This is a genomic window from Streptomyces sp. DG2A-72 (assembly GCF_030499575.1).
Classification (GTDB): Bacteria; Actinomycetota; Actinomycetes; order Streptomycetales; family Streptomycetaceae; genus Streptomyces.
This window is the reverse complement of sequence record NZ_JASTLC010000001.1, coordinates 2,115,220-2,133,481: the sequence shown is the minus strand read 5'-3', so window position 1 is coordinate 2,133,481 and position 18,262 is coordinate 2,115,220. Positions and strand designations below refer to the sequence as shown.

Annotated in this window: 18 protein-coding genes; 7 read left to right on the top strand and 11 right to left on the bottom strand. The window is 70.3% G+C overall.

Annotated elements, in window-relative coordinates:
• Positions 1-2: 2 nt before the first annotated feature.
• The 4 genes from QQY66_RS10205 to QQY66_RS10190 all read right to left on the bottom strand — a co-directional run bounded on the left by QQY66_RS10205 (position 3) and on the right by QQY66_RS10190 (position 4,041).
• On the bottom strand, positions 3-1,790 hold the full coding sequence (locus QQY66_RS10205; protein WP_301978817.1) for a glycoside hydrolase family 15 protein: 1,788 nt from the start codon (positions 1,788-1,790) through the stop codon (positions 3-5).
• A gap of 84 nt (positions 1,791-1,874) precedes the next feature.
• Positions 1,875-2,672, bottom strand: a complete 798-nt coding sequence (locus QQY66_RS10200; protein ID WP_301978815.1) for an SURF1 family protein — start codon at positions 2,670-2,672, stop codon at positions 1,875-1,877.
• A 72-nt stretch (positions 2,673-2,744) separates the two neighbouring features.
• Complete coding sequence (locus QQY66_RS10195; RefSeq protein WP_301978814.1) at positions 2,745-2,978, bottom strand: hypothetical protein; 234 nt, start codon at positions 2,976-2,978, stop codon at positions 2,745-2,747.
• 79 nt (positions 2,979-3,057) lie between these two features.
• Positions 3,058-4,041 (bottom strand): DEDDh family exonuclease, encoded by a 984-nt coding sequence (locus tag QQY66_RS10190; protein WP_301978813.1) that lies wholly within the window; start codon positions 4,039-4,041, stop codon positions 3,058-3,060.
• Positions 4,042-4,188: 147 nt separating this feature from the next.
• Here QQY66_RS10190 and QQY66_RS10185 point away from each other — a divergent pair, with 147 nt between their 5' ends.
• The 3 genes from QQY66_RS10185 (at position 4,189) to QQY66_RS10175 (ending at position 6,300) form a co-directional block, all read left to right on the top strand.
• A complete protein-coding gene (locus QQY66_RS10185; RefSeq protein WP_301978812.1) occupies positions 4,189-4,899 on the top strand; it encodes a VIT family protein in 711 nt (236 codons plus the stop codon).
• 109 nt (positions 4,900-5,008) lie between these two features.
• Positions 5,009-5,635 (top strand): sterol desaturase family protein, encoded by a 627-nt coding sequence (locus QQY66_RS10180; protein WP_301978811.1) that lies wholly within the window; start codon positions 5,009-5,011, stop codon positions 5,633-5,635.
• The gene (locus tag QQY66_RS10175; protein WP_301978810.1) at positions 5,632-6,300 is read left to right on the top strand and encodes a lysoplasmalogenase; all 669 of its coding nucleotides are present in this window, start codon (positions 5,632-5,634) and stop codon (positions 6,298-6,300) included. The genes QQY66_RS10180 and QQY66_RS10175 overlap by 4 nt, the downstream gene beginning before the upstream one ends.
• Positions 6,301-6,339: 39 nt before the next feature.
• Here the strand turns inward: QQY66_RS10175 and QQY66_RS10170 are convergent, their stop codons facing one another.
• From QQY66_RS10170 to QQY66_RS10155, 4 genes are all read right to left on the bottom strand, one after another.
• The gene (locus QQY66_RS10170) at positions 6,340-7,338 is read right to left on the bottom strand and encodes a CopD family protein (RefSeq protein ID WP_301978809.1); all 999 of its coding nucleotides are present in this window, start codon (positions 7,336-7,338) and stop codon (positions 6,340-6,342) included.
• Between the two features lie 143 nt (positions 7,339-7,481).
• Positions 7,482-8,858: a CoA transferase gene (locus tag QQY66_RS10165; protein ID WP_301978808.1), complete on the bottom strand. Its 1,377-nt coding sequence runs from the start codon at positions 8,856-8,858 to the stop codon at positions 7,482-7,484.
• Positions 8,859-8,939: 81 nt separating this feature from the next.
• A complete protein-coding gene (locus QQY66_RS10160) occupies positions 8,940-10,457 on the bottom strand; it encodes a S8 family serine peptidase (protein WP_301978807.1) in 1,518 nt (505 codons plus the stop codon).
• 87 nt (positions 10,458-10,544) lie between these two features.
• Positions 10,545-12,074: a S8 family serine peptidase gene (locus QQY66_RS10155; protein ID WP_301978805.1), complete on the bottom strand. Its 1,530-nt coding sequence runs from the start codon at positions 12,072-12,074 to the stop codon at positions 10,545-10,547.
• Positions 12,075-12,383: 309 nt separating this feature from the next.
• Here QQY66_RS10155 and QQY66_RS10150 point away from each other — a divergent pair, with 309 nt between their 5' ends.
• The 3 genes from QQY66_RS10150 (at position 12,384) to moaA (ending at position 15,495) form a co-directional block, all read left to right on the top strand.
• A complete protein-coding gene (locus QQY66_RS10150) occupies positions 12,384-12,740 on the top strand; it encodes a DUF485 domain-containing protein (RefSeq protein ID WP_301978804.1) in 357 nt (118 codons plus the stop codon).
• A complete protein-coding gene (locus tag QQY66_RS10145) occupies positions 12,737-14,356 on the top strand; it encodes a cation acetate symporter (protein ID WP_301978803.1) in 1,620 nt (539 codons plus the stop codon). The genes QQY66_RS10150 and QQY66_RS10145 overlap by 4 nt, the downstream gene beginning before the upstream one ends.
• A gap of 149 nt (positions 14,357-14,505) precedes the next feature.
• Positions 14,506-15,495, top strand: coding sequence for a GTP 3',8-cyclase MoaA (gene moaA, locus QQY66_RS10140; RefSeq protein WP_301978802.1), 990 nt, complete (start codon positions 14,506-14,508; stop codon positions 15,493-15,495).
• Positions 15,496-15,501: 6 nt separating this feature from the next.
• On the opposite strand, the gene QQY66_RS10135 is transcribed toward moaA, so the two are convergent.
• Together QQY66_RS10135 and QQY66_RS10130 are read right to left on the bottom strand one after the other, a co-directional pair.
• Positions 15,502-15,741 (bottom strand): hypothetical protein, encoded by a 240-nt coding sequence (locus QQY66_RS10135; RefSeq protein ID WP_301978801.1) that lies wholly within the window; start codon positions 15,739-15,741, stop codon positions 15,502-15,504.
• Positions 15,742-15,949: 208 nt separating this feature from the next.
• Positions 15,950-16,348: a DUF3099 domain-containing protein gene (locus QQY66_RS10130; protein WP_301978800.1), complete on the bottom strand. Its 399-nt coding sequence runs from the start codon at positions 16,346-16,348 to the stop codon at positions 15,950-15,952.
• Positions 16,349-16,592: 244 nt separating this feature from the next.
• On the opposite strand from QQY66_RS10130, the gene QQY66_RS10125 reads away from it, so the two are divergent.
• On the top strand, positions 16,593-16,874 hold the full coding sequence (locus tag QQY66_RS10125) for a GlsB/YeaQ/YmgE family stress response membrane protein (protein ID WP_301978799.1): 282 nt from the start codon (positions 16,593-16,595) through the stop codon (positions 16,872-16,874).
• Between the two features lie 94 nt (positions 16,875-16,968).
• On the opposite strand, the gene tyrS is transcribed toward QQY66_RS10125, so the two are convergent.
• Positions 16,969-18,237 carry a tyrosine--tRNA ligase gene (gene tyrS / locus QQY66_RS10120; protein ID WP_301978798.1) on the bottom strand — a complete coding sequence of 423 codons (1,269 nt, stop codon included), beginning with the start codon at positions 18,235-18,237 and terminating at the stop codon, positions 16,969-16,971.
• Positions 18,238-18,262: the final 25 nt, after the last annotated feature.

The following is an 18,262-nucleotide window of genomic DNA, read 5'->3' as shown; positions in this document are numbered from 1 at the left end:
TCCTATCCTGCCGTGTCGCCCCCGAACAGGGCGAGGGCGGTGTTCACCAGACCGACGTGGCTGAACGCCTGCGGGAAGTTGCCGAGCTGATGGCCGGCGACCGGGTCGTACTCCTCCGACAGCAGCCCCACGTCGTTGGTGAGCCCGACCAGCCGTTCGAACAGCTCGCGCGCCTCTTCGGTGCGGCCGGTCATGTGCAGCGCGTCCGCGAGCCAGAAGGAGCACACCAGGAAGGTGCCCTCACCGCCCGGCAGCCCGTCGACGACCGTCTCCTCGGCGCTGTAGCGGCGCATGAAACCGCCGTGGCTCAGCTCCGCGCGGATCGCGTCGACGGTGCCGATCACGCGCGGGTCGTCCGCGGGCAGGAAGCCGACACGCGGGATCAGCAGCAGGGAGGCGTCGAGTTCGCGTGAGCCGTAGTACTGGGTGAAGGTGTTCCGCTCGGCGTCATAGCCCTTCTCGCACACCTCCTCACGCACCTCGTCGCGCAGGGACCGCCAGCCGTCGAGGTCGCCGCGCAGCTTCGGCCTCTCCTCCAGCGCACGCACAGCCCGGTCCGCGGCCACCCACACCATCACCTTCGAGTGCACGAACTGGCGGCGGCCCCCGCGCACCTCCCACAGCCCCTCGTCCGGTTGCTGCCAGTTCTCGCGCAGCCACTCCAGCAGCTCCTGCTGCAGGGCCCACATGTGCGGCTTGGCGGCCATGCCCGCGCGCCGGGCCAGCGCCAGCGAGTCCATCACCTCGCCGTACACGTCCAACTGCAGCTGGTTCACGGCCTTGTTGCCGATCCGCACGGGCGATGTCCCGGCGAAGCCGGACAGCCACGGCAGGTCGTACTCCGGCAGCCGCCGCTCGCCCGCGAGGCCGTACATGATCTGCAGGTCCGCCGGGTTGCCGGCGACCGCGCGCAGCAGCCAGTCGCGCCAGGCCTCGGCCTCCTCGCGGTAACCGGCCGCCACCAGCGCGCCGAGGGTGAGGGTGGAGTCGCGCAGCCAGCAGTAGCGGTAGTCCCAGTTGCGAATGCCGCCGAGTTCCTCGGGCAGCGAGGTGGTGGGGGCGGCGACGATGCCGCCGGTCGGCTTGTAGGTGAGGGCCTTGAGGGTGATCAGGGAGCGTACGACCGCGTCCCGGTGCGGGCCGTCGTAGCGGCAGCGTTTGGCCCAGGCCTGCCAGTCCCCGACGCTCGCGTCCAGTGCCTCGTACGGGTCGACCAGCGGCGGACGCGGCTCGTGCGAGGGGTGCCAGGTCAGGACGAAGGCGACCCTCTCGCCCTCCTCTACCGTGAACTCCGCGTGCGTGGCGCGGCCCGCGCCCCAGGTGCGCACCTCGGGCTCGCTGCGCAGCCACACCGAGTCCGGGCCCGCGACGGCCACGTGGTGGCTGTCGGAGCGGCGCATCCACGGCACGATGGAGCCGTAGTCGAAGCGGAGCCGGAGTGTGCTGTGGACGGTGACCCGGCCGCCGGTGCCCTCCACGACGCGTACGAGATCGGGGGCGCGGTCGCGCTGCGGCATCAGGTCGGTGACGCGGACCGAACCCTCGTCGGTGTCCCACTCGGTGTCCAGGACGAGGGTGTTGGGACGGTAGGCGCGGCGCGTGCACCCGCCGCTCGCGCCCTTGGGGGCGATCCGCCAGTGGCCGTTCTCCTCGTCGCCGAGCAGCTTGGCGAAACAGGCGCCCGAGTCGAAGCGGGGCAGGCACAGCCAGTCGACCGAGCCGTCCCGGCCGATCAGGGCCGCCGTCTGTTTGTCGCCGATGAGGGCGTAGTCCTCGATACGGGGGTGCACGGGGTTCCGGGTTCCCGGCAGGGGTGAGGGGCAATCCCGTGGGGAGCCGGGAGAGTGATGGGCCGGGGGAGAGCGGCGGTCGGTCTACACCGTCGCGGGTTCGGCCGGCGCGGTGTCGTCCGCCCCGTCCTTCTTCTGCGTCCGCTCGCGCATCTCGCGGCGGACCAGGATGACCCAGCCGACAGGGACGCCCGCGGCGAACAGCCACCACTGGATGGCGTACGCGTAGTTCAGCGCCGCGTCCTCGTTGCCGGGATTGCCGAGCAGCTCCGGGGTGTCGCCCTTCGGCTCGGGTGCCGTCTGGGCGATGTAGCCGCCGAGCACTTGGGCGCCGAGGCGCTGCGCCTCCTGCTCGCTGTTGATCAGCATGATCTGCCGGTCCGGCAGGCCCTTGAGGTTCTTGATGCCGCTCGCCTCGGTCGTCTCGTCGGGCATCAGCCGTCCGGTGACGGTGACCTCGCCGCGGGGCGGTGCGGGGATCTTGGGGAACGTGGTCTGGCTGGGGCTGTCCGCGGGGATCCAGCCGCGGTTGACGAGCAGCACCTTGCCGTCGTCGAGGACGAACGGGGTCAGGACGTGGTAGCCGACCTCGTCGTCGGAGTTGGTGCGGCGGCGGACGACGACCTCGTGGTCGGTGTCGAAGCGGCCCTTCGCGGTCACCCTGTGGTAGCGCTCGTCGTCGGTGACGGTGTGTCCGGGGGAGGTCAGCTTCTCCACGGGTACCGGCTTCGCGGCCAGCGCGTCGGCGACGAGCTGGTTCCGGGCGGTGCGCGTCTCGTAGCGGTGCATCTGCCAGATGCCCAGCCTGATCATCGTGGGGATGAGGAGGAGAGCGACCAGCGTGAGGATCACCCACTGCCGGGACAACAGGAAGCGGTACACCCCACGACCGTACAACTCGGTCGTGGGGTGTGTTCAGGCGGGTATGGGTCCGGGTTCGGGGCCGGGGCGGGCTCACACTTTGTCGACGATCCCCACCTTCCCCTCCGCGCGGGCGCAGTGGGCCCCGCAGAACCAGTGGCCCTCGACCTCGACGCCCTGCCCGATGATCTGGACGCGGCAGTGCTCGCAGATGGGTGCCATGCGGTGGATCGCACAGGAGAAGCAGTCGAAGACGTGTACCGCGCCCTGTGCATGGACCTCGAAGGTCATTCCGTAGTGATTGCCGCAAACTTCACATGTCGCCATGCGCCACAGGGTGGGCCGTCGCCATGGCCGGGGCGAGACGGCTGCGGGCGAGTCGCACGGCAATCACCCGTCCGTACGGTCATCCCTCCGACGCCGCTTCCACATCCCCGAGGAGCTGCCCGAACGCCGCCTCGTCGACCACCGGCGTGCCGTACTGCCGGGCCTTGGCCACCTTGGACGTGCCTGAGTCCGGGTCGTTCGTGACGAGCAGGCTGGTCAGCCGGGAGATGCTGGTGGCGACATGCAGCCCGGCCTCGATCGCCCGGTCCTCCAGGAGGTCGCGCTCGACCGAGGTGTCTCCCGAGAAAGCGACCCGCATGCCCTGCTTGAGCGGTTTGCCGTCTTCGTAACGCCCCGGGTTGGGATAGGGACAGGCGGGCCTTCTGCGTGCCGGGCGCCAACTGGTGGGCCGGTAGGCGCCATAGCTCGACTGCTGCCGGGGCACGGCTCGGTCCGTCCACTCGGTCAACGGCCGGCACTCGTGCAGCGGCAGCCGTACGCCGCCCTGTGCGGCGGCGTGCAGGCTCGGCCGGAACGCCTCCGCCAGCACGCGCGCGTCGTCCAGCGCGTGGTGTGCCCGCTGCTGTACGACGCCGAAATGCGCGGCGAGCGACTCCAGCTTGTGGTTGGGCAGCGGCAGCTCCAGCTCCTTCGAGAGGGCGATGGTGCAAAGCCGCTGCCGCACCGGCGGCTCGCTCCGCGCGCGTGCGTACTCCCGGGCGATCATCTGCCAGTCGAAGACGGCGTTGTGCGCGACGAGCACCCGGCCCTCCAGCCGGGTCGCGAACTCCTCGGCGATGTCCTGGAAGAGGGGCGCGCCCTCGAGTACGTCGCTCGTCAGACCGTGGATCCACACCGGGCCTGGGTCCCGCTCCGGGTTGACCAGCGTGTACCAGTGGTCCTCGACCTCGCCGCGCGCGTCCAGCCGGTACACGGCCGCGGAGATGATCCGGTCGTCCCGGGCCAGGCCCGTGGTCTCCACGTCAACGACCGCGTATCCCTGGGGATACGCGGCCGGCCACACTGTGGGGGAGGACGCTGCGGTCGTAAGGTCTTCGAGCATGGTCACCGAGGATACGGGCCGGGTCCGACAGTCCGGCCCGTCAGGTGCCGTCTCACGGCCTGGTGTTCGAGCGGGGCGAATGTCCGTGTGGGGCGTCAGGGGCGTCGGTACGACCCCTGCGGCATCCCGGGTGCGATCCTCCCCTGTGTGACGGAACCAACGCACGACGAGGCCCACGGCGGCGCCCTCGGGACACGGCTCAACTGGCTGCGGGCGGCGGTCCTCGGGGCCAACGACGGCATCGTGTCCACCGCCGGTCTGGTCGTCGGCGTGGCCGGCGCCACCGACGACCGCTCGGCCCTGCTGACGGCGGGGCTCGCGGGCCTGCTCGCCGGCTCCATGTCGATGGCCGCGGGGGAGTATGTGTCCGTGTCCACCCAGCGGGACTCGGAGAAGGCCGCACTGGACGTCGAGAAGCGGGAACTGCACGAGCGACCGGAGGAGGAACTCGAGGAGCTGACGGAGCTTCTCGAGGAGCGCGGGCTGACGCGGGACGTGGCCAGGGAGGCCGCCCTCCAGCTGACGGAGCGTGATGCGCTCAAGGCGCACGCGCGCGTGGAGCTCGGCATCGATCCCGAAGCGCTGACGAACCCGTGGCACGCGGCCGGGGCGAGCTTTGTGGCCTTCACGGTGGGCGCCTTGCTTCCGCTGCTGGCGATCGTGCTGCCCGGGGCGGACTGGCGGCTTGCGGTCACCGTGGTGTCGGTGGTGGTCGCGCTCGTCGTCACGGGATGGAGCAGTGCGCGGCTGGGCGGGGCGGAGCCCGGGCGCGCGGTGCTGCGGAACGTGGGGGGCGGGGTGCTGGCGATGGGGGTCACCTACGGAGCCGGGTCATTGTTGGGGGCGGCCGGGGTGTGACGGGTCGCCCGACTTGGCGGAGATCGCCAAGAGGAAAGCGCGTACCCCCGGTAATACTTGTGGGTAACAACGTCTGGCCCCGGACGACCAGCGGTTCTACGGTGCCCTCATGCCGAACCTGCCCGATGTCGTGCTGTGGTCGACACCCGCCTTCGTGCTGCTCACCGTGATCGAGATGATCGGCGTCCGTGTCCATCCGGACGACGACGCGGCGGGGTACGAGGCGAAGGACGCCGCGACGAGCGTCACCATGGGCCTCGGCAGTCTCGTCTTCGACCTGCTCTGGAAGATCCCCATCGTCGCCATCTACACGGCGATCCACGAACTCACGCCACTCCGCGCGCCCGTGCTCCCGGACGGGTACGCCCCGTCAAACTCCCCGGAGCGATTCAGGGGAGAGTCTCCCGTCAGGTGCGGGAGAAAACTCCAACAGTTCTGCGCCGGGGGCGCCGCACAAGGCGGCTATCCGGACCGCAACTTCGGCGGCATCCTCATCGTCTGGGACCGCCTCTTCGGCTCCTTCGTCGCCGAGACCGAGCGGCCGGTGTACAGGCTGACCAAGAACATCCACACGTACAACACGCTCAAGGCCGCCACGCACGAATACGTCGCCATCGCCAAGGACCTGAAGGCGGCGGGCAGTTGGCGCGAGCGTGCCGGGCGGGTGTTCCGAGGGCCGGGCTGGCAGCCGGCTCCGCCCGCTGCGGCGCCCGTCGAGGAGACGACGGCCGCGTGAGACCGTCCCGCGTTCTGCTGGGCGCCTTCGCCCTGGCCGCCGTCGCCAACCTGGCCTTCCTCGCCGTCGGCTCCGACACCGGGCACGTCGTCGCCAAGCCGCTCCTGATGCCTCTCCTCGCCGGCTACGCATACGTCCGCGGCGCTCCCCGCCTCCTCCTCGCCGCGCTCCTCTTCGGCTGGGGCGGCGATGTCCTGCTGCTGTCCGACGCCGAGCCCGCCTTCCTCGCCGGGATGGCCTCCTTCGCGGCCGGACACGTCTGCTACCTCATGCTCTTCAAGAGGTACGGCACCGGAAACGCCGCCCCACGCGCGCGTGCCGCACTTCTGGCGATCGCCTACGACACCGCCCTCGTCACCACCGTCGCCCTCCTGTGGCCCGACCTCCCCGCCGACCTCCGCGTCCCCGTCGCCGGCTACAGCGCCCTGCTCACGGCCATGGCATACGGAGCCGTCACCCGGTTCGCACCCCTCGCCGGGCTCGGCGGCGCCCTCTTCATGCTCTCCGACACGCTCATCGCGACCGGCGTCGCGGAGTGGCCGCAGCTGCCGCGACCCGACTTCTGGATCATGCTGACCTACGTGGCCGCCCAGCTCCTGCTGGTCGGAGGAACACCGGTGGCCGTCCAAGCGCCACCGGCACCCAAGGCGCTCCTCGCCAACTGAGGCACCGGCTGAGGCACCGGCTGAGGCATCAACTCAGGCTCACCATCTGATCGGCACCGGCAGCGCCGTCAGCAGCCCCGACACCGCGACCACCAGCCCCAGCACCACGACCTCCGCCCGCGCGGGGGAGCAGGCGGTCAGCGGATCCGCCGCACTGCGCAGCCGGATACGGGCCCACAGGGCGAGCACGGCGACCGCGGCCACGAGGAGCACCTTGGCGAGCAGGACGCGTCCGTACGCCGTCGTCGTCAACTGCTCAAGGGCGGTGTCCGGCGGCATACGCCGCAGCGAACTCCACACCCCGGTCGCGGTGATGGCGGCGAGCAGAACGGCGGCCACGCGCGCGTAGAGCCCCAGCAACGCCGCTCCCGTCGGCGTGTCGCGGCGCAGCCTGCGCAGCACGTGCAGCAGCCCGCCCGCCCACAGTGCCGCGCAGGCCAGATGAACGAGCGTCAGCCCGGAGCCGATCAGCGGGTCGTGCTCGGTCGTGGGATGCGCGCGCAGCGCCTCCGCCACGACCACCGCGGCCAACGGCCACACAACGGTCGCCGGTCGCCGCGAGAGCGCGCAGAGGCCCGCCGCGAGGAACGCGTTGACCTCCACCAGCGCCAGCTTGCCGTCTCGCGAGGCGTACAGGCCGCCGACGTCGATCTCGTCGAGGCTGCTCGGCACCAGATTGCCGGTGGCCACGACCGAGGCGAGCCCCAGCGCGGCGACGAAACCCACGCCGGCCGCGTAGGGCGCACAACTGCGCGGCGCCTCCGCGGGATCGCCGGGCACGGCCCGGGCCAGCCGGTTCACGAACAGCTCGCCCACCGGGACGCACAGCGCCGCGAACAGCGCCGCCCGCAGCAGGGCGATGCCACCCGTGCCGGGCGCGGCTGCCTCCCCTGTCTCGCGCAGCGCGGCGGACGGACCGAGCAGCGGGATCAGCGCCGCCAGCGCCCCGAGAACGAGAACGGCGACGGCCCGGCCGGCACCGGGGCGCCGTACGGCTCCCTCATCGGCCACCCCGGAGGTGGGTCCTGTCAAGGTCACCCCAAGATAGTCACCAACCGCCGCAGAACGGGCAAGCACCGTGCAACCGGCAATACGGCATTCCACTCATGGGTACGTTTTCGGGCGCACCGGCACTCAGGCGGGTCGTGCCCCTCAGACCCACCGCAACCGGGTCGTGCCCCTCAGACCCACCGCGCCGGATCGGACCCCCAGACCCCCGGCGCCCGCTCCCAGTCGCCCGGACCGCCCGCGAAGGACACCGGCGGCAGCGCGTACCGCAGCCGCCCGAGCGCACTGCCGGTCTCGGCCAGCCACTCGTCCGGCCCCTCGTGCACGTCGTCCCCCGCGTCAGCGCCGCCGACCCCGCTCATCAGCCACGCCGCCGTCCGCGCCAGCGCCAGCCGTACGAACCTGCTGCCACCCTCGTACGACTGCTCGGTCAGCGCGCGCAGCACCCCCGCCGCCAGCAGATAGCCCGTGCCGTGGTCCAGCGCCTGCGCGGGCAGCGCGCCGGGCCGCTCCGGCGAGCCTTCGACGGCGGCGATGCCGGTCGCGACCTGCACCAGGCTGTCGAACCCACGCCGCTCCCGCCACGGCCCGTACGCGCCCCACGCCGAAAGCTGCGCCACGACCACCCCGGGCCTGCGCTCGGCCAGCGCCTCCGGCGACAGGCCGAACCGGTCCAGGGCGCCCGGCCGGTACCCCGTGACGACCACGTCCGCCGTCGCGAGCAGCTCCTCGAAGGCACGCCGGTCGGCCCTCAGGTCCAGCTTCGTGGACCGTTTCCCGAAGCCCGTGTTGGCGTGCTGGTCGGGCAGTTCGGGCAGCTGAGGCGCGTCCACGCGCAGCACGTCGGCGCCCAGCAGGGCGAGGGTGCGGGTGGCGACGGGCCCGGCGATCACCCGGGTCAGATCCAGCACCCGCAGCCCGGCGGCGGGCAGCAGGGGATCGCCGTCGACCGGCGCGAGCACGCGCGCGTGCGTGGCGTCCAGCCGCCCGCGCTCGACCAGCGGTCGCGCGGCGATCGCGACGCCCTGCGGATGTCCGGCCCATTCCTCGGGCGTGCGCAGCGCGACCGCCAGGCCGCCGGCGGCGTACAACGACTCCTCGACCTCCAGGGCGGAGCGCTCGGCGAGCACCGACTCGACGACGGACACGCGGTCGTCGGACAGTCCCAGCGCGGCGAGCAATCGCGCCCGGTGATGCGGATAGTTCGCATGCGTCCGCACCCACCCGTCCGCCGTTCGCCAAAGCCGCGACAACGGAGCGAAGGTGACCGGCGCCCGCCCGCCGACGAGCAGATGCCGCTCACTGACGAACGCCGTCGCCACGGCCCCGTCGTCCACCCGCACCCGGGGCACTTCGCGCAGCCCGCCCCGCCGCGCCCCCAGCTCGGCGGCGGCCAGCGCACACGCGCCCACGCACGCCCGCGCCAGCTCCCGTACCGGAAGCCGTGCTTCGAGCGCACCCTTGCGGGCGGTCACCGAGATCCGCGGGACCAGGGCGGGATCGCCGCCCAGCGCGGACCAGACGTACTCGATGTCCTCGATGTCGGTCATGCGCAGCACTATGCGGCGTTGACCCGATCAACACGGACAGCGGGGGCCGGACGGAAGCACCGCCCGGCCCCACAGGCCGTACTACTTCGTCACCGCGTCCAGCGCGTCCGCGGTGCCCCAGCCATAGAAGCCGTTGCGGTTCTTCGTGCCCTCGCACACCGCGTCGACCTTGCCGTCACCGTCGATGTCGTACGGGTCCGTGCACGGCGTGGCGTCGGCCTCGGCGTACAGGAGGGCCTTCACCAGGGCCGGAGGGGCGTACGGATACGTCGACTTGATGAGGGCGGCGACGCCCGCGACATGCGGTGACGCCATCGACGTACCGGCCATGTAACCCCACTTGCCGCCGGGCAGCGTGCCCAGGATCAGGCCGCTGGTGGCGGGCGGGGCCGGGGTCTGGAAGCGGGTCGAGTCGCCACCGGGGGCGGCGATGTCGACGACGCCGAGACCGTGGTTGGAGAAGGACGACTTGATGCCCTTCGCGCCGGTAGCCGCGACCGTCACGACCCCCGGGAGCTGAGTCGGGATGTCGAGGCACTCGGACGGGTCGACGACCCGCTCGGTGGGCGTGGCGTCGTTCGGGGAGACGGGGTCGGTGATCTCGTCGGCGGCGAAGTCGTAGTTCTCGTTGCCGGCCGCCGCGACGTTGACCGCGCCCTTGCGCTCCGCGTACTGCGAGGCCCGGGAGACGGCGTCCACGAGCGCCTTCTGGTCCGGGTCGTCCTTGCAGTTGAAGTACCAGGGGTCGGTGTAATAGCTGTTGTTGGTCACGTCGACGCCGTGCGTGGCGGCCCACATGAAGCCGCAGACCACGGCCTCCGTGTAGAAGTAGCCGGCGGTGGTGGACACCTTGATGCCGGACACCTTCACCCCGGGCGCCACGCCCGTCATGCCGACGCCGTTCTTGGCGGCCGCGATCTCACCGGCGACATGTGTGCCGTGCGGGCTCTCCGTCGCGCCCGGCCGCCATGCCCCGTCGGTCGTGTCGGGCTTGCCCGTCACGCAGTTGACGGACGCCTCGCGGTCGAAGTTCGGCGCGATGTCGGGGTGGGTGTCGTCGACGCCGGTGTCGATGACGGCGACGGTCACCTTGGAACTGCCCAGCGTCTTCTCGTGCGCCTTGTCCGCCTTGATGGCGGGCAGGTCCCACTGCAGCGGCTCGAGCGGATCCTGCCCCTCCGCGGCCTCGGCGGCGCCGGCCTCCGCCGCGCTCAGCACCTTCGGCGTGCCGATGTCGGTCGTCGACTGCGCGGGCAGCGGCGCGTTACGGGTGTTGCCGGCCGAGTCCACCCCGCGCACCGTGCGCAGGATCTTGGCGAAGTCGGGGTTCGCCGAGTGGACGACGATCACCCCGATCTTGTCGTACGACGTCACGATCGTGCCGCCGGCCTCGGCTATCGCCTTCTTCACCTGTCCGGGAACCCCGTGCCCGGGGCGGACGTTGACGACATAGCTGAGCGAGGTGGCGTCGGCCTCGGCCGAGACGGGCGCGTCGGCTGCGGACGCGGTGACGTTCGGCAGGAAGGCGAGTGCCGTCGCCATGGCCATCCCGACCGGGATCGCCATGGCTCTGCGGTAGCGCGGGTGAGGCGCTGTCATGGGCTCTCCAGTTCGTTCGTGATACGGGCGGACCGTGCGGGAAGTCCGGGCGGCGCGGCCTGCCTTGGGCCGCGCCGCGCGCTGGGACTACTTGACCGCGTCCAGGGCGTCGACGATGCCGAAACCGTAGAAGCCGTTGACCCGCTTCGGTCCCTCGCACACCGCGTCCTGCGTGCCGTCCCCGTCCTGGTCGTACGAGTCGGGGCAACCAGGGTTGTCGGCCTGCGCCTTGAGCAGCGCCCGCAGCTGCGCCGGAGTCGCCTTCGGGTGCGTCGACTTCAGCAGCGCGGCGACACCCGCGGCATGCGGCGAGGCCATCGAGGTGCCCTGCAGGAAGCCGTACGAGTTGTTCGGCATCGTGGACAGGATGCGGCCGTTCTTCGACGGCGTGTCCGGAATCTGGTACAGCCGGTCGCCGCCCGGCGCCGCGACGTCGACGACGCCCCTGCCGTAGGTGGAGTAGTACGACTTGACGTTGTTCACGCCGACCGCGCTGACCGTGACGACACCCGGCAGCATCGTCGGCACGTCGAAGCACTCGTGCGGGTCGATGGTGCGCTCGACCGGCGTGGAGTCGTCGGGGCTGGAGTCGTCGACGAGGGAGTCCGCGTCCAGGTCGTGGTTGGAGTTGCCCGCGGCGGCGACGTTGAGGGTGCCCTTGCCCTGCGCGTACAGCTGGGCCCGGTTGACCGCGTCGACGATCGCCTTCTGGTCGGGGTCGTCCAGGCAGTTGTACAGCCACGGGTCCACGTAGTAGCTGTTGTTCGTGATCTCCACGCCGTGGTCGGCGGCGAACACGAACGCGCACACGACGCTCTCCGGGTAGAAGAGGCCGTTGACGGGGTCGGTCACCTGGATGCCGGCGACCTTGACGCCCGGCGCGACACCGGCGACACCGATGCCGTTGCGGGCCGCGGCTATCTCACCGGCCACATGCGTGCCGTGGTAGTCCTCCGCGGTGTACGGCCGCCAGGAGCCCTCGCTGGTGTCCGCCTTGCCGCCGACACAACTCGCCGACTGCGAGCGGGAGAAGTTCGGGGCTATGTCGGGGTGGGTGTCGTCGACGCCGGTGTCGATGACGGCGACGGTGACCTTCCTGCTGCCCGGGTTGATCTGCGCGGCCTTGTCGGCGCCGATCGCCCGCAGGTCCCACTGGTCGGCTTCGAGAGGCTCGCTCGCGCCCGTGGCGGCGGAGGCCTGGGCGACCTTCGCGGCCTGCTCCTTCGTCAGGATCTGCGCGGCGCCCTCGTCCGTGGTGCCGGCGGCGGTCAGCGGGGCGGTGCGCGTGGCACCCGCCGACTGCACCCCGCGCACGGCGCGGATCTGCGCGCCGAAGTCCGGGTTCGCCGAGTGCACGACGATCACGCCGATCTTCGCGTACGTCTCGACGACGGTGCCGCCCTTCGCGGCGATCGCCTTCTGCACGGCCGCGACGGTGCGACGGTCCGTCTTCGTGTTGACGACGTACGCCAATACGGGTGCGTCCGCGGACTGCGTTGCGGGCTCCGCCTGCGGGGCGGCCGAGGCGGCCGCGGGCAGGAAGCCGAGCGAGGCGGTCAGCGACAGGACGACGGGCACGGCGAGAGCGAGCCGACGTCTGGAACGCAGATGAGTCATGGGATCTCCACATCATCCGGAAACGAGACCGGCCCGAGACACAGATGGTGCTCGGGCAGGTACATGACGGGTGGCGCAGGGCGAAACTATCCCTCGATTGCGCTGGCCAGCAATGACTTCCCGGATGTTGGTTCGAAAAGAAGTACCGAGGGTTGAACCGGTCCTCGCGTGGCGCCGTGACCTTGGGCAGGAGGCCGAGCACGATCGAGCCCCCTGTCGGATCACGCTCGGGGGCCCTAACATCGCCACCCGGTTCAAGTGATCCACATCACCACTCGTACAACCACACCCGCAACGCGAGGAGACTCCGTGGCTACCGACGCACCGCCCCCCTCGAAAGAGCAACACCAACTCCCTTCCACAGAGGAGTTCGTCGAGGTGCAGGAGAGCGCGGAGTTCGGTGAACTGCGCCGCTCCTACCGCTCCTTCGCCTTTCCGCTGACCGTCGGCTTCATCGTCTGGTACCTGCTGTACGTCCTGCTGTCCAACTACGCGGGCGACTTCATGGGCACCAAGGTGGCCGGCAACATCAACGTGGCCTTCGTCTTCGGCATCGCCCAGTTCGTCACCACGTTCCTCATCGCCTGGTGGTACTCGCGGCACGCCGCCGCGAAGCTCGACCCCAAGGCAGAAGCGATCAAGTCCCAGATGGAGGGCGGCGCATGAGCCCCGCGATGACCCTTGCGGCCAACGAAGCCAGCGAGCACCGGCCGCTGATCATCACCCTGTTCGCGCTCTTCGTGGTCGCGACCCTGTTCATCACCGTCTGGGCGGGCCGCCAGACCAAGGACGCCGCCGACTTCTACGCGGGCGGCCGTTCGTTCAGCGCCTTCCAGAACGGCCTCGCGGTCTCCGGCGACTACATGTCCGCCGCGTCCTTCCTCGGCATCGCGGGCGCCATCGCCCTCTTCGGGTACGACGGCTTCCTGTACTCCATCGGCTTCCTGGTCGCCTGGCTGGTGGCCCTGCTCCTGGTGGCCGAGCCGCTCAGGAACTCCGGCCGCTACACGATGGGCGACGTCCTCGCGTACCGCATGCGCCAGCGCCCTGTGCGCACGGCCGCCGGCACCTCCACGATCGTCGTCTCGATCTTCTACCTGCTGGCCCAGATGGCGGGCGCGGGCGTCCTGGTCTCCCTGCTGCTCGGCATCACCTCCGACGCCGGCAAGATCCTGATCGTCGCCCTCGTCGGTGTCCTGATGATCGTGTACGTCTCCATCGGCGGCATGAAGGGCACTACCTGGGTCCAGATGGTCAAGGCCGTGCTGCTCATCAGCGGCACCATCCTGATCACCTTCCTGGTGCTGCTGAAGTTCAACTTCAACGTCTCCGACCTGCTCGGCACCGCCGCCGAGAACAGCGGCAAGGGCGCCGCCTTCCTGGAGCCCGGCCTCCAGTACGGCGCGACCGGCACCACCAAGCTCGACTTCATCTCCCTGGGCGTCGCCTTGGTGCTCGGCACCGCCGGTCTGCCGCACATCCTGATCCGCTTCTACACGGTGCCCAACGCCAAGGCCGCCCGTAAGTCCGTCAACTGGGCGATCGGCATCATCGGCGGTTTCTACCTGATGACCATCGCGCTCGGCTTCGGAGCGGCGGCGCTCATCCCGCAGGAAGAGATCATCGCGTCCAACAAGTCCGGCAACACGGCGGCGCCTCTGCTCGCCCTGCACCTGGGCGGCGTCGACTCCGCCTGGGGCGCGATCCTGCTCGCGACGATCTCGGCGGTGGCTTTCGCGACGATCCTCGCCGTGGTTGCCGGTCTCACCCTCGCCTCGTCGTCCTCCTTCGCGCACGACATCTACGCCAACGTCATCCGCAAGGGGAAGGCCACCGACAAGGAGGAGGTCAGGGCGGCGCGTCTGGCGACCATCGGCATCGGCGCCGTCTCCATCATCCTGGGCTCCCTCGCCCGCGACCTGAACGTGGCCGGCCTCGTCGCCCTCGCCTTCGCGGTCGCCGCCTCCGCCAACCTGCCGACGATCCTCTACAGCCTGTTCTGGAAGCGGTTCACCACCCAGGGCGCCCTGTGGTCGATCTACGGCGGTCTGACCGTGGCCGTCGGCCTGGTGCTGTTCTCGCCCGTCGTCTCCGGCGACCCCACGGCGATGTTCCCGGACGTCGACTTCGCCTGGTTCCCGCTGAAGAACCCGGGCATCATCTCCATCCCGTTCGGCTTCCTGATGGGCATCATCGGCACCTACCTGTCCAAGGAGGAGCCGGACACCGGCAAGTACGCCGAGCTGGAGGTCCGCTCCCTCACGGGCACCGGGGCGCACTGAGCCCACCCTGCCCCGCGGCCGCGTCGTAGATCCCTACGACGCGGCCGCGTCATACCTGGTGGGAAAAGGCGCCTGCTGGTTGTCAGTGGCGTCGCGTAGGCTCGCAGGTGTCGGAAAATGATGGATCCGCTGCGAGGGAGGGGGCCCACGTGCTCATTGACACCTACGGCCGAGTGGCCACCGATCTGAGGGTCTCGCTGACCGACCGGTGCAATCTGCGCTGTACCTACTGCATGCCCGAGGAGGGCCTGCAGTGGCTGGCCAAGCCGGACCTGCTCACGGACGACGAGATCGTCCGCCTGATCGACATAGCCGTCACCTCCCTGGGCATCAAGGAGGTCCGCTTCACCGGCGGTGAGCCCCTGCTGCGCCCCGGCCTGGTCGGCATCGTCGAGCGGGTCGCTGCCCTCGACCCGCGCCCCCAGATGTCCCTGACCACGAACGGCATCGGCCTCAAGCGCACCGCGAGCGCCCTGAAGGCGGCGGGCCTGGACCGGGTGAACGTCTCGCTGGACACCCTGCGCCCGGACGTCTTCAAGACCCTCACCCGCCGGGACCGCCACAAGGACGTCATCGAGGGCCTGCACGCCGCCCGCGAGGCGGGCCTGACCCCCGTGAAGGTCAACTCGGTCCTGATGCCGGGGCTGAACGAGGACGAGGCCCCGGACCTCCTGGCCTGGGCCGTCGAGCACGACTACGAGCTGCGGTTCATCGAGCAGATGCCCCTGGACGCCCAGCACGGCTGGAAGCGCGACGGCATGATCACGGCAGGCGACATCCTGACCTCCCTCCGTACCCGCTTCGAGCTGACCGAGGAGGGCTCCGACCAGCGCGGCTCGGCCCCGGCGGAACGCTGGCTCGTCGACGGCGGCCCGCACCGCGTCGGCGTCATCGCCTCGGTCACCCGCCCGTTCTGCGCGGCCTGCGACCGCACCCGCCTCACCGCCGACGGCCAGGTACGCACGTGCCTGTTCGCCCGCGAGGAAACGGACCTGCGCGCGGCCCTGCGCTCCGACGCCCCCGACGAGGAGATCGCCCGCATCTGGCGCCTGGCGATGTGGGGCAAGAAGGCGGGGGCGGGCCTGGACGACCCGACCTTTGTCCAGCCGGACAGGCCGATGTCGGCCATCGGGGGCTAGGTAGGGCTAGACCTCTTCGGGGGACTCCCACTCCTCCAGCGGGACCACGTCCTTCAAAAACCCCCGCACCCCGAGGAACTGCGAGAGATGTTCCCGGTGCTCCTCGCAGGCCAGCCACGTCTTGCGCCGCTCCGGCGTGTGCAGCTTCGGATTGTTCCAAGCCAGCACCCACACGGCGGCGGCACGGCAGCCCTTGGCGGAGCAGATGGGAGAGGCCGGATCGTTGCCGGGGACGTTCAGATTCACGCCCCGACCCTAACCCCACAAAAGGCGACGCCGAGCAGCCACGGGGGGAGCTGCCCGGCGTCGGTCTGTCGCTCCGACGGGGGATGCGGAGCGCTTAGAAAGTATGTCACGGGTCAGTACGCGCTCGGCACCGGAACAACATGATTGATCTGAGCTTTTACTGAGCTTGGTACGGAGCCGACCTCCGGCTGGAAAGCGCCCGTAAAGCTCACGTCCGGTCGCTGCGCTCGCTTCTCGCGCCGGGCTCCGGTTCGGCCGTGGAGTCTTCCGTCGCCGGTTCCGCGAAGCCGTCGTCGTCCCGCGGTGGCGCGATCATCGGCGGCGTCGGCGCGGTCACGAACGTCGACGGAAGCGACGGCGCGTTCTCCCGCCCGGCGTTGGCGATCACCACCGAGATGTAGGGGAGCACCACCCCGAGCACCAACGCCACGATCGCGACGTGCCGTTCGACGTTCCAGAGCGAGGCCGCGAGGACCACGGACACCGTACGGACCGACATCGAGATGACGTAGCGCCGTTGCCGCCCGCGCACGTCCTCATGAAGGCTCGCCCGGGCCCCAGTGATCCGGAATACCTGGGCGTCGCCGCCACCATGCTGCTTCCGCATCACATTTCACCATCCGCCCGCATCGGACTCTGCCCGGCCCGTACCCGCCCTGCCCAGGCGGAGCAACCGAGCCCGGACAGCCTCCACGTTACGCCGCACCTGCGTCGCCTACGAGACCGGGGCACCTGCGACCACGGTGAGTGGCCTGCGCCGGAGCGTGTAGCGCCGTACCCGACATGCGCCGTAGCGCGACCGGGCCGACACTGGGCGTAATGCTCACGTCGAGCCGTACGAGGAGGCAGCCATGGGCTGGTTGTGGGCGATCATCGTGGGATTCGTGTTGGGGCTGATCGCCAAGGCGATCCTGCCCGGCAAACAGCACAGTCCCCTCTGGCTGACCACCATCTTCGGCATGCTCGGCGCCATCGTCGGCAACTCCATCGCCCGAGGAGTGGGCGTCGACGAAACCTCCGGCATCGACTGGAGCCGCCACGCCTTCCAACTCGTCGCGGCGATCATCATCGTGGGCGTGGGCGACATGCTGTACATGGCAACGCTGGGCAAGCGGAAACGAGCGCCCCGATAGGGGCGCGGGGCTGTATCGACATGCGGCTCCGCCGCGTGGGCGCGACAAGCCACAACGAACCCGCAGCCAGGCAGCTCCCCGCACCCCTACGGCGCTACCCGCCAACAACCTCCACCGCCGCAAGATTCTTCTTGCCACGCCGCAGCACCAGCCAACGCCCGTGCAGCAGATCCCCCTCCACCGGGACGGAGTCCTCCGCGACGACCTTCACGTTGTTCACGTACGCCCCGCCCTCCTTCACGGTCCGCCGCGCAGCCGACTTGCTCGCCACCAGCCCGACCTCAGCGAACAGGTCGACCACCGGCCCGAGCTCGGCAACCCGCACATGCGGCACCTCGGAGAGCGCCGCAGCCAACGTACGGTCGTCCAGCTCCGCCAGTTCGCCCTGGCCGAAGAGCGCGCGGGACGCGGCGATCACCGCGGCCGTCTGCTCCGCACCGTGCACCAGCGTCGTCAGCTCCTCGGCGAGCGCACGCTGCGCGGCCCGGGCCTGCGGCCGCTCCTCCGTCTGCTTCTCCAACTCCTCCAGTTCCGCACGGGACTTGAAGGACAGGATGCGCATGTACGTCGAGACATCCCGGTCGTCCACGTTCAGCCAGAACTGGTAGAACGCGTACGGCGTCGTCATCTCCGGGTCGAGCCAGATCGCACCGCCCTCGGTCTTGCCGAACTTGGTGCCGTCCGCCTTGGTCATCAGCGGAGTCGCGATCGCGTGCACGTTGGCGTGCGGCTCCAGCTTGTGGATCAGGTCGAGCCCGGCCGTGAGGTTGCCCCACTGGTCGCTGCCGCCCTGCTGGAGCGTGCAGCCGTACCGCCGGTACAGCTCAAGGAAGTCCATGCCCTGGAGCAGCTGGTAGCTGAACTCCGTGTAGCTGATGCCTTCCTCGGACTGCAGCCGCCGGGCGACCGAGTCCTTGGTCAGCATCTTGTTGACGCGGAAGTGCTTGCCGATGTCGCGCAGGAACTCGATGGCGGACATCCCGGCCGTCCAGTCCAGGTTGTTCACCATCACCGCGGCGTTCTCACCTTCGAAGGTGAGGAACGGCTCGATCTGCGAGCGCAGCCGGTTGACCCAGGCGGCGACCGTCTCCGGGTCGTTCAGCGTGCGCTCCGCCGTCGGGCGCGGGTCGCCGATCTGACCGGTCGCACCGCCCACGAGGGCGAGCGGGCGCAGCCCCGCCTGCTGGAGCCGGCGCATGGTGAGGACCTGGACCAGGTGGCCGACGTGGAGACTGGCCGCCGTCGGGTCGAAACCGCAATAGAACGTGACGGGACCGTCCGCGAGCGCCTTGCGCAAAGCGTCCTCGTCAGTGGACAGGGCGAACAGCCCCCGCCACTTCAGCTCGTCGACGATGTCCGTCACGGTTCTCGTATCTCCCTGAAGCGAT